At 63.6% G+C, this 14,778-nt stretch carries 13 protein-coding genes; 6 read left to right on the plus strand and 7 right to left on the minus strand.

Annotation, left to right across the window (positions count from 1 at the left end; all coding sequences use genetic code 11):
- Positions 1-96: 96 nt before the first annotated feature.
- The 5 genes from MHM84_RS08065 (at position 97) to MHM84_RS08085 (ending at position 6,313) form a co-directional block, all read left to right on the plus strand.
- Positions 97-1,065 carry a TAXI family TRAP transporter solute-binding subunit gene (locus MHM84_RS08065; protein WP_239264630.1) on the plus strand — a complete coding sequence of 323 codons (969 nt, stop codon included), beginning with the start codon at positions 97-99 and terminating at the stop codon, positions 1,063-1,065.
- Positions 1,066-1,083: 18 nt separating this feature from the next.
- Entirely contained in the window at positions 1,084-2,994 is a 1,911-nt protein-coding gene (locus MHM84_RS08070; protein ID WP_239264632.1) for a TRAP transporter fused permease subunit, read from the plus strand.
- Positions 2,991-4,373 carry an acyclic terpene utilization AtuA family protein gene (locus MHM84_RS08075; RefSeq protein ID WP_239264634.1) on the plus strand — a complete coding sequence of 461 codons (1,383 nt, stop codon included), beginning with the start codon at positions 2,991-2,993 and terminating at the stop codon, positions 4,371-4,373. Before MHM84_RS08070 ends, MHM84_RS08075 begins: the two co-directional genes overlap by 4 nt.
- Before the next feature lie 16 nt (positions 4,374-4,389).
- Positions 4,390-4,716, plus strand: a complete 327-nt coding sequence (locus MHM84_RS08080) for a hypothetical protein (protein WP_239264636.1) — start codon at positions 4,390-4,392, stop codon at positions 4,714-4,716.
- Between the two features lie 454 nt (positions 4,717-5,170).
- On the plus strand, positions 5,171-6,313 hold the full coding sequence (locus tag MHM84_RS08085; RefSeq protein ID WP_239265305.1) for a GlxA family transcriptional regulator: 1,143 nt from the start codon (positions 5,171-5,173) through the stop codon (positions 6,311-6,313).
- A 166-nt stretch (positions 6,314-6,479) separates the two neighbouring features.
- Here the strand turns inward: MHM84_RS08085 and MHM84_RS08090 are convergent, their stop codons facing one another.
- From MHM84_RS08090 to MHM84_RS08120, 7 genes are all read right to left on the minus strand, one after another.
- Positions 6,480-7,625 carry an AI-2E family transporter gene (locus MHM84_RS08090; protein WP_239264638.1) on the minus strand — a complete coding sequence of 382 codons (1,146 nt, stop codon included), beginning with the start codon at positions 7,623-7,625 and terminating at the stop codon, positions 6,480-6,482.
- Between the two features lie 283 nt (positions 7,626-7,908).
- On the minus strand, positions 7,909-9,411 hold the full coding sequence (locus MHM84_RS08095; protein ID WP_239264640.1) for a tripartite tricarboxylate transporter permease: 1,503 nt from the start codon (positions 9,409-9,411) through the stop codon (positions 7,909-7,911).
- Positions 9,412-9,450: 39 nt separating this feature from the next.
- Entirely contained in the window at positions 9,451-9,996 is a 546-nt protein-coding gene (locus tag MHM84_RS08100) for a tripartite tricarboxylate transporter TctB family protein (protein ID WP_239264642.1), read from the minus strand.
- On the minus strand, positions 9,993-10,991 hold the full coding sequence (locus tag MHM84_RS08105) for a tripartite tricarboxylate transporter substrate binding protein (protein WP_239264644.1): 999 nt from the start codon (positions 10,989-10,991) through the stop codon (positions 9,993-9,995). Before MHM84_RS08105 ends, MHM84_RS08100 begins: the two co-directional genes overlap by 4 nt.
- A 123-nt stretch (positions 10,992-11,114) precedes the next feature.
- Positions 11,115-11,645, minus strand: coding sequence for a chromate transporter (locus MHM84_RS08110; protein ID WP_239264646.1), 531 nt, complete (start codon positions 11,643-11,645; stop codon positions 11,115-11,117).
- On the minus strand, positions 11,642-12,208 hold the full coding sequence (locus MHM84_RS08115) for a chromate transporter (RefSeq protein ID WP_239264649.1): 567 nt from the start codon (positions 12,206-12,208) through the stop codon (positions 11,642-11,644). Before MHM84_RS08115 ends, MHM84_RS08110 begins: the two co-directional genes overlap by 4 nt.
- A gap of 2 nt (positions 12,209-12,210) precedes the next feature.
- Positions 12,211-13,842 (minus strand): gamma-glutamyltransferase family protein, encoded by a 1,632-nt coding sequence (locus MHM84_RS08120; protein WP_239264653.1) that lies wholly within the window; start codon positions 13,840-13,842, stop codon positions 12,211-12,213.
- A gap of 199 nt (positions 13,843-14,041) precedes the next feature.
- On the opposite strand from MHM84_RS08120, the gene MHM84_RS08125 reads away from it, so the two are divergent.
- Positions 14,042-14,722 (plus strand): FCD domain-containing protein, encoded by a 681-nt coding sequence (locus MHM84_RS08125; protein ID WP_239264656.1) that lies wholly within the window; start codon positions 14,042-14,044, stop codon positions 14,720-14,722.
- Positions 14,723-14,778 lie beyond the last annotated feature (56 nt).

Genomic DNA, 14,778 nt, shown 5'->3' on the forward strand with positions numbered 1-14,778 from the left:
AATAATTTTTCGCGGCGACTCTACAGATGAGGGCGCTGAACGCCCGGCGCCATGCCAGACAACAACAAGGGCTGCGCGACAGCCCATGGAGCCATTATGAAAACGCTACTCACCGCCATGGCGGCTAGCCTCGCCGTACTTGCCGCTTCGCCTCTCGTCCACGCCCAAGAACGCCTCTTGATAGGCTCGACGTCCAGCTCGTCGAGTCATTACGGCTACTTCGTAGCCGTCAACCAGATCATCAACGACAAACTGGACGGTATCAGCTCATCGGTCGCTGAGACTGGGGCAACGGTGGATAACCTGCGGCGGCTCAGTCGCAACCAGATCGATCTGGGGTTGGTGACTACCAACACCGGTTACCATGCTTATGAAGGGCTCGATGACTTCGAAGGCCGCCCCGTCGATAGCCGCTTGCTGTGGGTTTACACCGTGGCGCCGCAGAATGCGGTGGTGCGTGAGGATTCGGGAGTGGCTTCGATCGAGGGGCTCGAGGGGGCGCGTTTCAATCCCGGTATCACCGGCTCGGCTACCGAGGCGACTACCGAGGCCGTCATGCAGACACTGGGGATCCAGCCCGACTATGTGCGAGGCTCGACCACCGATATCGTGAGCGCTATCAAGGACGGGCGTCTGGCCGGTTACGTGAAGTCCGGTGTGGGCAACCGCCTGGACGGCTCAACCATGGATATCGCAACCTTCACGCCGATCCGCGTGCTCTCGCTGACTGACGAACAGGCGCAGACGTTGCGCGAAAAGATGCCCGACATCGGTGTGGTCGATATTCCCGCCGGTGCGGCGGAGGGCGTGCCTCCTTATACGACGTGGGCGTTCGGAGTCGCCGTGCATGCCCGCCCAGGACTCGATGAGGAAACCGCCTACCAGATCGTCAAGGCCGTCATGGAAAACCCCGAACCGCAGGCCAACGCCTTTTCGGCGGTCAAAGGGGCCAATATGGCGCAGATGACACTCGATGTTGGCACCGTACCGCTTCACCCCGGCGCTGCGCGTTACTTCCGAGAGCAAGGCCTGGAAATTCCTGAGGCCCTAAAGCCGACCGAGTAACGGCCAGGAGGATGACGCATGCGCGATTACCTGACCAAGGGGCTGGCTCTGGCGCTAGGTGGGCTAATTCTGTATACCTCGGCGGCTGGGCCTTTCGATAGCTTGGTCCAGCGCAGCGTCTTCCTGGCGCTGACCTTGCTGCTCGGTCTCGCCATCTATCCGCTGGGCGTCGGGACTCGGTGGCGGCCCCTGGGGGTGACCATCGACCTGGCGCTGGCAGCCAGTGCCGTGGTGGCCTGCGGTTATGTCGCCATCAATCAGAACCGTATCCTGGTCGAGCTGCCATGGGCCACGCCCTGGGACATGCTGATGACTGCGGCCCTGGTCGTGGCGATCCTGGAGTTATCCCGGCGCGCCATCGGCTGGATCTTTCCGTTACTGGTCGCCATCGGACTGGGTTATGCCTTGCTGGGCGCCTATATCCCCGGCCCCTTGGGGCATCGCGGCTTCGGGCCGGCCTTCATGACCGAGACCCTGTTTCTTGGCGATCTGGGCATCTGGGGCATGTTGGTGGGCGTGGCGGCCACGACGATTGCGGCCTTTGTGCTGTTCGGTGGCCTGCTGCTACATACCGGCGGGGGCCAGACCTTCATGGATTTGGCGCTGCGTATCAGTGGCCGTTCACCCGGTGGAGCCGCCAAGGTGGCTACGGTGGCATCCGGGCTGTTCGGTATGGTCAGCGGCAGTGCCGTGGCCAATGTCGCCACCACCGGCAACTTTACCATTCCGATGATGAAACGCCTGGGTTATCCACGGCCTTTCGCGGCGGGTGTCGAGGCGGTCGCTTCCACTGGCGGCCAGATCGCCCCACCGATTCTGGGGGCGGCGGCCTTCATCATGGCCGAGATTCTCGGTGAAAGTTATGTGCGTATCGCGCTGGCGGCCTTGTTGCCGGCCATCTTCTACCTTGGCGTCTTCCTGACCATTCATATGGTGGCCCAGCGCCGAGGACTGCAAGTGGTGCCTGACGATGAACTGCCAAGTTGGGCTTCGGTCCTGCGGCCTGAGCGTCTGGTACCCATCCTGGCCGCGTTGGGCGGGCTGTTTTATGGCGTGCTGTCGGGGCGCTCGATTCAGACGGCAGCTTTCTATGGTGTATTGATGACGGCGCTGTCCTATGTCGGTTTTGCCATGTTGGCACGGGCTGCATGGCGCGACATCGCGGGGCGATTGTTATCGGGGCTGATCGATGCCGGCAAGGGAATGGTGATCATTGGTGTGCTGCTGGCAGGTGCGCAGATTCTGGTCGCGATGATTGGCATGACCGGCATCGGCGTCACCCTGGCCAGCCTGATTGTCGAGGTTGGCGGGCAATCGCTGTTCCTTGTTGCGCTCATCGTCGGTGGCGTCTGTCTCATCCTGGGCATGGGAATTCCTACCACGGCAGCCTATGTGCTGGTGGCCTCCGTGCTGGCGCCAGCGCTCACTGAGATCGGCGTCGAACCGTTAATCGCTCATCTGTTCGTATTCTATTTCGCCACGCTATCGGTCATTACGCCGCCCGTATGCATTGCGGTCTTCGTAGCCTCGGGCATTGCTCAGACCAACTGGCTGCCCGCCGCCGGGGAGTCGGTCCGCCTGGCAGCGGCCATCTATGTCATTCCCTTCCTGTTGCTGATCTATCCGGCCCTGGCCGGCTTCGGAAGCTGGATCGACATCGTGCTGGCCATTTGCCAGGGACTTGCCTTCGTGACGGCTTTCGCCGCTCTGATGTCGCGAGTGTCGGTTACCGGACTGCGCGTTCTCGACATCATGGGATTGGGGCTGGTCATCGTGCTGGCGCTGACGCCGGGCTGGTTTACGACGCTGGCCGCCTTGCTGGTGCTGGTTGGACTTTATGCCAGGCATCGGGCGCTCGTTCGTAGGCAGGCCGGTACAAAGCCCGGGGCAGCGGCGGGTGCGATACGTGCTCGGGAGACTCGTCCATGACTTTTCTGCTAGGCAGCGGTGCTGGTTTTTCCGGGGACCGAACTGACGCAGCGATCCCGGTGGTCGCCGAACTGATCCGCCGTGGCCAGCCCTGCGCCCTGGCCTTCGAGACCCTGGGAGAGCGAACCTTGGCCGCGGCCCACCGTGCCATGCGTGACGCGCCAGGCATGGGGTTCGAGCCGTTGCTCGAAGAGCTGCTGTCCCCGGTGCTCAAGGATTGCCTTGAGCATGGTATTGCCATTCTAGGCAACTTCGGTGCCGCCAACCCTGAAGGGGCCTGCGAAGTGATCGCGCGTCTGGCCCGTCAAGTCGGGCATACGGAGGTGCGCATCGGGCGGGTCCAGGGGGATGACATCCGGGCGCGGCTGGCCGACTTGGATCTGCAGTTATGGGAAGCCGAGACCCAGGTCCTTCCCGACCCTGACCAACTGATATCGGCCAATGTCTACCTGGGGGCGGCACCCTTGGCCCAGGCGCTGGGATTGGGCGCCCAAGTCGTGGTCACCGGTCGCGTCGCTGACCCTGCACTGTTTCTCGCACCGCTAGTCCACCATTTCGGCTGGGCCTGGGACGATTGGGATCGGCTGGCGGCAGGCACCATGGCCGGTCACTTGGGGGAGTGTGGGGCTCAGGTCAGTGGCGGTTACTTCGCCGATCCGGGTGTCAAAGACGTGCAGGGGCTCGCCACTCTGGGCTACCCGATCATCGAGGTCGAGGAGGACGGACGGCTGGTCGTGACCAAGCCGCCGGGGACGGGGGGCTGCGTCACCGAGCGAACGGTCAAGGAACAGCTGCTCTACGAGGTTCATGACCCTTCTGCCTACCTTACTCCCGACGTTGTCGTCGACCTGTCCAATGTCCAGGTCGAGCAGGTCGGTCCCGACCGGGTCGAGGTAAAAGGCATTCGTGGCAAGCCAGCGCCATCGCGCTTAAAGACCACGGTTTGCTACGCGGGAGGATGGCAGGGCGAGGCGGAAATCTCCTACGCCGGGCCCAATGCCTTGGCCCGGGCGCGTCTGGCAGCACAGGTATTGCGCGAGCGGCTGGCCTTCCGGGCGCCCCAAGAACTGCGCAAGCGGATAGACATCATCGGTCACGCCAGCGTCTTCGATGATGATGCCGGCACACTGCAGCACGAGTCGGCCGATGTGGATGGAGACTATCGGCTGCGCTTGGCGGTGGAGCATGTCGAACGACGTTGGGCCGAGCGCGCCACCCAGGAATTGCTGGCGCTCTACTGCGCCGGCCCGGCCGGGGGCGGTGGGGTGCGCCGCAACCTTCTACAGCGAGTTTGTACTGCGTCCTATCTGGTCAAGCGTAGCGATGTGGAAACGCTGGCTACCCTCTTCGAATCCGGGAGTACAACGGATGCCACCTAATGCTCATGATGGGGTCGTGACTGTACCCCTGCATCGACTGGCGCATGCTCGGGCCGGCGACAAGGGTAATCGGCTCAATCTGTCACTGTTCGCGTACCGGCCCGAGATCTACGCCATCCTTGTCGAACAAGTCACCGAGTCGCGCGTATATGCGCTTTTTTCTCATCGTGGCGTTAGCCGGATCAATCGCTACTTGATGCCCAATCTAGGTGGGATGAACCTGGTCCTCGATGATGTCTTGCAGGGGGGCGTCAACGGCGCACTGAATCTCGATGGTCATGGCAAGACGCTATCGTTTCTGCTCCTTGGCATGCCCGTTACCGTTGATCCAAAGCTACTGTAGAGCCAGAGGGCAACGGTCGTTTTGTCCTGCGCTGCGTCGTTGCAGCCATCCTGAGCCTAGAAGATCATTTACAGAACCCGTTCGATTCAGACGCTGACGCAAGCCCTTGGCATATCGTCGCAGCGAAGCAACAGCCAACGCCTACCATTGCCGGCCCTGACGTGTGTAAGGGCCGGTATTTGTCCTCCTTCTGATTGGCCCTACCTCGTTTACTGATACGAACGGATGAGACCGCGCTGAATCAAGGCGACATCCGTCGTTCCATTTGCGACATTCAGGGTCGGAGATGAAGCGTAACCTCGCCAAAACTCACTATATTCATGTCAATATGCGACATATAGTGGGGGCCACCACGGCACGTGCGACGTCTGAATCTGCAAGACACAACAACAACAACGACGCTATCGACACGTGACTAAACGACAAGAGTAACAAGATGATGGAGATGGCGAAGATGGTATCAGACCAGGCAACAGGCTCGGCAGCGGCAACCAGTCGTTCAGGAGCTCCGCAAACCCTTGGCTTTCTATTGCTGGACAATTTCACTCTGATTTCTCTCGCCTCGGCGATAGAGCCGTTGCGAATGGCCAATCAGTTGGCGGGGCGTGAGTTGTATCGCTGGTACACGCTGACGCAGGATGGCTCGCCGGTGCGTGCCAGTGATGGTCTTCAGGTAACCCCCGACGCTTCCATCACCATTCCGCTGTCACTCGACTGGGTCGTCGTATGTGGCGGGGTCGGCCCGCAGCATAGCGTCACGCGTGAGCACATACACTGGCTCCAGTCCCAGTCGCGTCAGTTGCGCCGGCTGGGTGCGGTGTGTACGGGTAGCTGGGCCTTGGCCAAGGCGGGGCTTCTCGATCACTACGAGACCAGCATCCATTGGGAATGTCTGGCTTCCATGCAGGAGGCCTACCCCAAGGTCGCCCTGACCACTCGGCTGTTCTCGATCGACCGTGACAGGTTCACGGCGTCTGGGGGAACGGCACCGCTGGATATGATGTTGAACCTGATCGGGCGCGACCATGGCCGTGAACTCGCGGCGGGTATTTCCGAAATGTTCATCTACGACCGTGTACGCAACGAGCAGGATCAACAGCGTGTGCCACTCAAGCACGTATTGGGCACGACCCAACCCAAGCTGTTGGAGATCGTCGCGTTAATGGAATCCAACCTGGAAGAGCCGATCGAACTCGATGAGCTGGCCAATTACGTCAACGTGTCGCGGCGCCAATTGGAGCGCTTGTTTCAGAAGTACCTGCATTGCTCACCGTCACGCTATTACCTCAAGTTGCGTTTGGTGCGTGCAAGGCAGCTGCTGAAGCAAACGTCGTTGTCGATCATCGAAGTCGCCTCCGTGTGTGGCTTCGTCTCGACACCTCATTTCTCGAAGTGTTATCGCGAGTATTTCGGTGTGCCTCCGCGAGACGAGCGCTCTGGTGTCCAGGCCCGCTACGGACGCGCTAGCGGCTCGCCGACCGCAGTCAAGGGGTGGGCGGCCGAGCCCCCCATAAACGAACCTGTTTCCAGTGCGTTGCTGGCCCTCGTTCATGCGCAGGGCGAGCCTACCTTTGCCAGCGTGCCGCTGCTGAACTGACCAGCGCTGCATCCCACGCAGTGTCGGCTAGCCGAGCTGTCCGAGACACGGGCAGCTCGGTTTTTTCGCCGCCGACCTGCGTCCGGTGATCGCTCGTTCGCCTTGGGGAAGATCGCCGACGCCAGGCTCGTAAACGATACGGGCCTGGCGTCGTCATTGCTGGCTGTCAGTGTTCGCCGGCGATCGAGCCCGCCTGCCGTTCGGCATGGCGTTCGCTGAGAAAGTGGCCGAGCGGCTCGAGGCCGTCGATATGCTCGCTGAGCGTCTTGACCGCGACCAGCAACGGCACGGCAACGATCATGCCGACGACGGACCAGAGCCAGGCCCAGAACGAGATGGTCAGAAAGACCACCACAGTGTTGAGCCGCAAGCTTCGGCCGACGAAATAAGGGGTGATGAGTTGCCCCTCGAGTGTTGTCAGAACGAAATAAGTGCCGGCGACGATCGGCGCCCAACCGATCCAGTCGAAAGACACCACGGCGACCATGGCGGCAATGACGATGCCGGCAAGCGCGCCGAGATAGGGCACGAAGTTGAAGAGGAAAGCGATGATTCCGAAGACCAATGGACTGGGCATGCCCAACGCCCACATGGCGATCGCCACGACGAGGCCCAGACAGGCGTTGATGACGGTGATGGTGAACAGGTAGCGCGACAACTTTCGTTCGATGTCGTGAGTGATTCGCACGGCGCGTTTCTTGTCGCGCAGCGTCGGCAAGATATGCACGAGTTTCTCGTAGAACATGTCGCCCGAGGCGAGCAGGAACAGCAGAAGCACCAGGGTGAACAGGAACTGTGTCATGACGGTGGGCACGAGTGCCGCGAGTTTCTGGCTGAGATTGTTGTCCTGCGTTTCGACCTGCTGCACCTCCGAGGAATCGGAGTCCGCCATCGAGTCGAGCTTTTCCTTGGCTTCGAACAGCTCGCTGAACGGGCCGGTTATCTCGTTGAGTCGTCCCTCGATGCGACGCTCGATTTGCGGGGCGTTGTCGATCCAGCCGCTGACGGGCACTGCCAGGGCAGCGGCGATCGCGAACAAGCCGGTGAGCAGGCACGTGATGATGATGAGGGCCGACAACCCCTGGGACAGGCCGCGCTTGTCGAAGAATCGACGTATGGGGCTGAAGACCATCGACAGCAGAAAGGCCAGGACCACCGGTACCAGAAAGAGCTGTGCAAAGCCGAGGGCGAACACCGAAAGATAGATGAAAATGCCGATGCCGACCCAGGCGGGCATTGCGCTTGGCCAGCGCGAAGGGGGCAGTGGGTCGTTGTCGCGTGCATGGACGCCGTTACGGAGATCTGAAGTCATGGAGGGCTGTCTGAAAAGTAGAAGACGCGGCCGGATAGGCCTCGGGGTATCAAGCCGAAGTCTAGCCTAGTTGATATGGCGCGCTTCTCGCTAGCCGGGCACCCTGCCTGCCCGGCGAGTCGGCCAACCGTTACGCGATGCCACCAGCACTGGTCGTCGGCGGCCGGTGACGCTACGTATCGCGCGAGACGTTACAGTCGTGAGGCGGGACGCAGATCATAATCGACACCAGCGATTTCCCGTGGTCGCCGAAGGGGCCAAGGCGGCCCCCGTAGGGGCCGGGTCAGGCGGGGTTCGTGGCGTGACGCTGGCGCAGCCGGTGGCGAATCGCGAAGGCTACCGACACTACGGCGAGAATCAGCAGCGTCAGCGAGATAGGCCGGGTAAAGAACAGCGTCCAGTTCTCGTCGGTCATCAGCGCGCGGCGCAGGTTGGTCTCGGCGATCGGGCCGAGGATCACCCCGAGCACCAGCGGCGCCAGCGGGTAGTCAAGCTTGCTGAGGATGTAACCGAAGACCCCTACCCCGAGCAGCAGGTAGATGTCGGTGACACGATTGTTGAGGGCGAAGGCGCCGACCACGCAGCACACCAGCACCACCGGCACGATCACCGAGCGCGGCACGTCGGTGACGCGCAGGAAGAAACGCATGCTGAACAGGCATACCACCAGCACCATGAACGCGGCCAGCAGCATGGCCATGAACATGCCGTAGACCAGATCGCCGTGGTCGAGGATCAGCCGCGGACCGATGCCGATGCCGTGAACCATCAGCGAGGCCATCAGCACCGCGTCGACGGCGCTGCCGGGAATGCCCAGCGCGATCATCGGGATCAGCCCGCCGCCGGAGGTCGCCGAGTTGCCGGACTCCGAAGCGATCACTCCCTCGGGTGCGCCGGTGCCGAACTTCTCGGGAGTCTTGGACGCGCGCTTGGCCTGATCGTAGGCCAGAAGGTTGGCGATGCTGCCGCCAGCGCCGGGCACCGCGCCGATGAACACTCCGACCAGCGAAGAGCGGATCAGGTTGACCGGATGGGCCAGCGTCTCGCGCAGCGCATCGAGCGGCTTGAAGGCCACGTTGGCGGGAATCAGCTGCTTGCCGTGCTTGGTCTGCTCGGCGTCCTCGACCTCCTGGAGCAACTGGCTGACGGCGAAGATGCCGATCAGCACCACCAGGAACGGAAAGCCGTTGGCGAGCAGGTCGACGTCGAAGGTGAAGCGCGCCACGCCCATCATCGGGTCGGCCCCCACGGTGGCGATGAACAACCCCAGCAGGCCGGTCATCAGCCCCTTGAGCATCGACTTGCCGACCAGGCTGGCGACCACCGTCATGGCGAAGACGATCAGCGAGAAATATTCCCAGGCGCCCAGCTTGACGGCGATCATCGCCAGCGGCGGGGCGGCGATGATCAGGATGATCGCACTGACCAGGGCGCCAAAGAACGACGCCCAGATGCCCAGCGCCAAGGCACGGCCGGGCTGGCCGCTGCGCGCCATCGGGAAGGCGTCGAAAGTGGTGGCCACCGACGAGGGCGTGCCGGGGATGCCCAGCAGGGCGGCGCTGATCAGCCCCCCCGAGTAGCCGCCGACATAGACCGCGAGCATCGTCGCCACACCCTGCAACGGCTCCATGGTGAAGGTCAGCGGCAGGGTCAGCACGATGGCCATGGTGATGGTGAAGCCGGGGATCGCCGAGGCGATGACGCCGGCGACCACGCCGAGCAGCATGGTGACCATCGTCGATAGCGTGAACAGCTGGTCCATGCCGGCGAACAGCGCTTCCGTCATGTTGCATCTCCTCTCGAGGGCAGCCGCGAAGCCTTGGAATCAGCTGAACGGGCCGCGGGGAAGGCTGATGATGAAGACATCCCGGAACAGCCAGTCGATGCCGAACGAGAACGTCACGGCGATGACCGCGGCGATCGCCAGGCTGCGCGGGCGACGTACGCCGAGCGCGAGCTGGACCAGGATCAGAAACGTCAGCGAGGCCAGGCGAAAGCCCAGCATCGGCACGCCGACGATGTACAGGGCGAATAGCGCGAGCACGCCGAGTGCCAGCCGGTGGCGCCATAGCCAGCGCTTGACCAGCCCCGCTGCGGCGCTCGGCGCGCCGCGGTAGTGACGCCACTCCTGGGCCATGATGCCCAGGTTGATCAGCATCAGGATGGCCAGCACCAGTCGCGGAAAGCTGCCCGCGCCGAGCGGCTCCCACATCGACGAGGGCAGTGCCCCCGCCTGTACGAACAACGCGCCGAACAGCACCAGCAGCGCGCCGTTCAGCAGCAGGTGGGCGAGGGCGTTGGCGCGACGGGTGTCGGTATCGGCGACCCGGTCCGACGACCGGGTCTGCTGTGAAGAAGCCTGCGAGCTCATTTGGCCAGCTTCCCTGACAGCCGCTCGATGGTTTCGTCGGTAGTTTCGAGGTAATCGGCGAACGCCTCGGGACCTTCGAAATGCACCTGGGCGCCGGCGTTCTTAACTTCCTGAATGAAATCCTCGTCCTCGGAGAGCGCCTGGATGGCGTCGGCGAGTACCGCGATCTTGTCCTCGGGGGTGCCCTTGGGGGCGATCAGGCCGCGCACGATGTTGAGCTTGAGCTCCGGGTGGCCGAGTTCCGAGAAGGTCGGCACATCGGGGGTCTCCTCCTGGCGTTCTGCACTGCCCACGGCCAAAAAGCGCAGGTCGCCGTTCTTGACGAACTCACCACTCGACGAGACGTCGCCGATGGCGGCGTCGATGTGACCGCCGACCAGGGCGCGAATGCGCGATCCGGTGCCTTCGAAGCCCACGTAGCGGAATTCGAGTCCCTCGGCCTCTTCCATCATCGCGGCATGGATATGGGGGACCCCGCCCAGGGTGACACCGAAGCGGATCTCGCCGGGGTGCTCCTTGGCGTAGTCGACGAACTCTTCATAGGTGGTGTAAGGGCTGTCGGCATTGACGGTGAGGTACTGGGGCGACTGGGTGACCGCCGCCACCGGCTCGAAGTCGTCCCAGTTCAGGGGCGTGAGTCCGGTGTGGTGAGCGACCAGCAGACCTTCATGGATCTGCCCCACCGTGTAGCCGTCGGGCTCGCGCTTGGAGAGTGCCTTGAGGCCGGTAGTGCCGCTGACCCCGGGCATGTTGATCACCGGCATCGGCTGGCCCAGGTACTCCTCGGCGTGATTGGAGATCAGCCGCATCAGAGTGTCGCTGCCGCCGCCCGGCGACCAGGGCACGATGAATTCCACCGGCTTGCTGGGATAATCCTCGGACTGGGCCAGCGTTGCGGCGCTGGCGCCGAGCGTGGTGCCCAGGACCAGCCCGCCGATAGCCAGCTTGAGGCGTGTGGAGCGGGATTCGCTTGACTGCGGGGGAAGGAATGTCATGGCTGTTTTGTCCTTGTAGGTTATCGTTGTGGCTCGTTGAGTCGTTATTGCCCCCTTTCGGGAGTACTTGCGCGATCCGTGCGGCATGTCGCCGAACCGCGAACGGGCAAGCCCGGTCGCCCGCTAGCCGAGTAGCAGGGCGCCATAGGCGAGCCCGAAACACACGACGAACGCCGGGTGCACCCGGGTCGCCAGAAGCAGTACCGCGGCCACGCTGCCGATGATCGCGGTGTGCAAGATGCCGGCGTTGTCCAGCCCTTCGGCCAGAAAGCGCCAGGTCAGATAGGCCATCAGCGTCATCACCACCGGGCGTACCCACTGGCTCATCGACTTGACCTTGACCGAGTCGCGGTAGCGATACAGCGTGCCCAGTGCGACCAGCATCAGCAGCAGCGAGGGTGCAACGGTGGCGAAGGTGGCGATGATCGATCCGGGTACGCCGGCCACGTCGTAGCCGATATAGCCGGCCATCTTGGTGGCGATCGGGCTGGGTAGGGCATTGCCCAGCGCCAAGGTCTCGGCGAAATCCTGGGGACTCATCCAGCCGTAACGGCCGACCACCTCGTTCTCGATCAGCGGGATGATCGCCGGGCCGCCGCCGTAGCCGACGATGTTGGGGATGAAGAACGCCATGAACAGCTGCCAGTAGATCATTTGCTCGCCTCATTGGCCGTGCGGCGCGGCTCGGGACGCAGCAACGCGGCGAGCAGGATCGCCCCGATCACCAATCCCGGGTGCACGTCGAACCAGTAGATCAACCCGCCAGCGACGGCGCCCATGACCAATGTCAGCAGCCAGCCGAGGCTGGCTCGCGACTTGGCGAAGAAATCCCAGGTCAGCATGGCCATCATCACCATCACCACCGGCACCACGCCCTGGCCCATTCCCTGCACCCAGCGCTGATCGCCGTGACGGGCGTACAGGCCGAGCAGCGCGATCATCGCCACGATCACCGGCACGATCACTGCGACCACCGCGTTGAGCGCGCCCAACACGCCGCCGACCCGGTAGCCGATGTAGCCGGCCATCTTGGTGGCGATCGGCCCGGGCAGGGTGTTGCCGATCGCCAGCACGTCGGCGAACGCCTCGTCGTCCATCCAGGCGTAACGCTTGACCACCTCCTGATGAACCAGAGGGATCATCGATGGGCCGCCACCGAAACCGAGCAGGCCGATGCGCAGAAAGGCGAGGAATAGCTGTGTTTGAGTACGTAGCATGATCACAGCACCGCGATGCTGGAGTCGGTGCGCGGCTCGGTACCACCGCAGTAGATGCCGCTGTCCGGATCGCGGATGATCATCTGGCCGCGTCCGAAGCCGCGCGGATCGTGATCGACTCGCATGTCGTGGCCGCGCTCGGCCATCGCTCGTACCAGCGGCGCCGGGTAGCCATGTTCGATGCCGATGCGCTTGCCGCCCATCCACTGCCAGCGTGGTGCGTCGAGTGCGGCCTGCGGATTGAGCCCGAAGTCGACCAGATTCATCACCACCTGGACGTGACCCTGGGGCTGCATGAAGCCGCCCATCACGCCGAACGGCCCGAGCGGCGTGCCGTCGTCGCGGGTCAGGAAGCCCGGAATGATGGTATGGAAGGTCTTCTTGCCTGGCGCGAGCACGTTGTCGTGGCTCGGGTCGAGGCTGAAGTTGTGGCCGCGATTCTGCATCGCGATGCCGGTGCCGGGGACCACCACGCCGGAGCCGAAGCCGTGATAGTTGCTCTGGATGAACGACACCATGTTGCCGTCGTCATCGGCGGTCGCCAGGTAGACGGTGCCGCCGGCCTGCGGGGTGCCTGGGGTCGGCTCGAGCGCGCGCTCGCCGATCAGCGCGCGGCGCTCGCGGGTGTAGGCGTCGCCGAGCAGCGCCTCGACGCTGTGGGTCATGTGCTCGGGCTGGGTGATGTGGGTCTGGCCGTCGACGAACGCAAGCTTCATTGCCTCGAACTGACGGTGCAGCACTTCGGGGTTGTCGCGGCTGTCGACCTCGAAGCCCTCGAGAATGCGCAGCGCCATCAAGGCGACCAGCCCCTGGCCGTTGGGCGGGATCTCCCAGACCTTGTGACCGCGGTAGTCGGCGGCGATCGGCTCGACCCACTCCAGCTGGTAGCCGGCGAGGTCCGCGGCGCGCAGGTAGCCGCCGGTCTCGCGGGAGAAGGCATCGATGTGCGCGGCCAGTTCGCCGCGGTAGAAGCTCTCGGAGCGGGTCTCGGCGATGGCTTCCAGGGTCTGCGCCTGGTTCTCGCAGCGGTGCCACTCGCCGGCGCGCGGGGCGCGCCCGGTCGGCGTGAAGGTCTCGAACCAGCCGGCGGTGGCGGCATCGACGAGGTGTTCGCGGAAGGTCGACTCGGCGCGCTGCCACAGGCTGGCGATCACCGGCGAGACCGGAAAGCCCTCGCGGGCCAGACGGATCGCCGGGGCGAGCAGCGTCTGGAAGTCGAGCTTGCCGAAGCGCCGCGACAGCTCGGCCCAGGCCGCGGGGATGCCGGGCACGGTGACCGGCGTCCAGCCGTACAACGGCATGCTCTCGAAGCCGGCCGCGGCGACCGCCTCTGGCGTCAACTCGGCGGGAGCGGTGCCGCTGGCGTTGAGCCCATGGAGCTCGCCGTTGCCGGCCTCGTCGGCGATCCACACCAGCGCGAAAGCATCGCCACCGATTCCGCAACCGGTGGGTTCGACCACGGTGAGTGCCGCGGCGGTGGCGATTGCGGCGTCCACCGCATTGCCGCCTTGGGCGAGAATGTCACGGCCGATCTGGCTGGCCTGAGGCTGGGACGCGGCGATCATGCCGTGTTTGGCGTAGGTGGCGCTGCGCTGTGAAGCGTAGGGCGTTGCCTGGGAAAAAGGCGTCAACATGCCGTCTCCGATCGATTGTTGTGTTATAAATCGTTTTGAATAAAAAAATCGATTTTATTGAGATGACTATGGCGCGCGATTTGGCTAACGTCAACACGGGCGTCGCCGCGTGTCTCGACCGTGCCGTGACACCATGTCGGTTTGGCCGAGTCGAAACCGCCCGTCGTCGCCACCCTGAAATCTGTATGGGAACCACGCCATGACCATATCGCCATCCGCCAGTCGCGACATGGCCTCGAGTCGAATCTTCGAAACGCTCAAGCAGGACTTGATTCGCGGGCGTTTCGCGGCGGGGGAGAAGCTCGCCATCAGTGCACTCAAGGAGCATTACCAGGTCGGACTCAGCCCGCTGCGCGAGGCGCTCAACCGGCTGGCGGCTTACGGCCTGCTCGAGCAGGTCAATCAGCGCGGTTTCCGGGTGCCGGCGATGCGTCTCGAGGAACTCGACGATATCGCCGGGCTGCGCACCCAGCTCGAATGCATGGCGCTGACCCAGGCGTTCCAGGCTGGCGATCCGGAGTGGGAGTCGCAGTTGTTGGCGGCACACCATCGGTTACGCCGCGCCGACGAACACCCTGAGCGGGTGGAGGAGTGGGAACAGGCGCACCTGCGCTTCCACCGGGCGTTGCTCGCCTCGTGCGGCTCGCACTGGTTGCTGCGCTTCATTGAGCAGCTGCACGACCAGTTCGATCGCTACCGGCGCCTGGCGCCGCCCAACCCGGCGGTGCGCAAGGTGCTCGACCGTCAGCATGGCGAGCTGGTCGAGCTGGCACTGAGCCGCGACATAGCTGCCGCACGAGCGTTGCTCGACGATCACATCCGGCTGTCCCACGGCGTGGCCCGCGGCTGTTGCCGGCCAGCGTCATCCTGCGATGATTGAACTCGCGCAAGGGTGTGCCTCCGCGGGACGAATGCTCTATGTTCAGGCCCGCTAGC

Origin of the sequence: Halomonas sp. McH1-25 (assembly GCF_022348165.1) — a bacterium.
Lineage (GTDB): Bacteria > Pseudomonadota > Gammaproteobacteria > Pseudomonadales > Halomonadaceae > Modicisalibacter.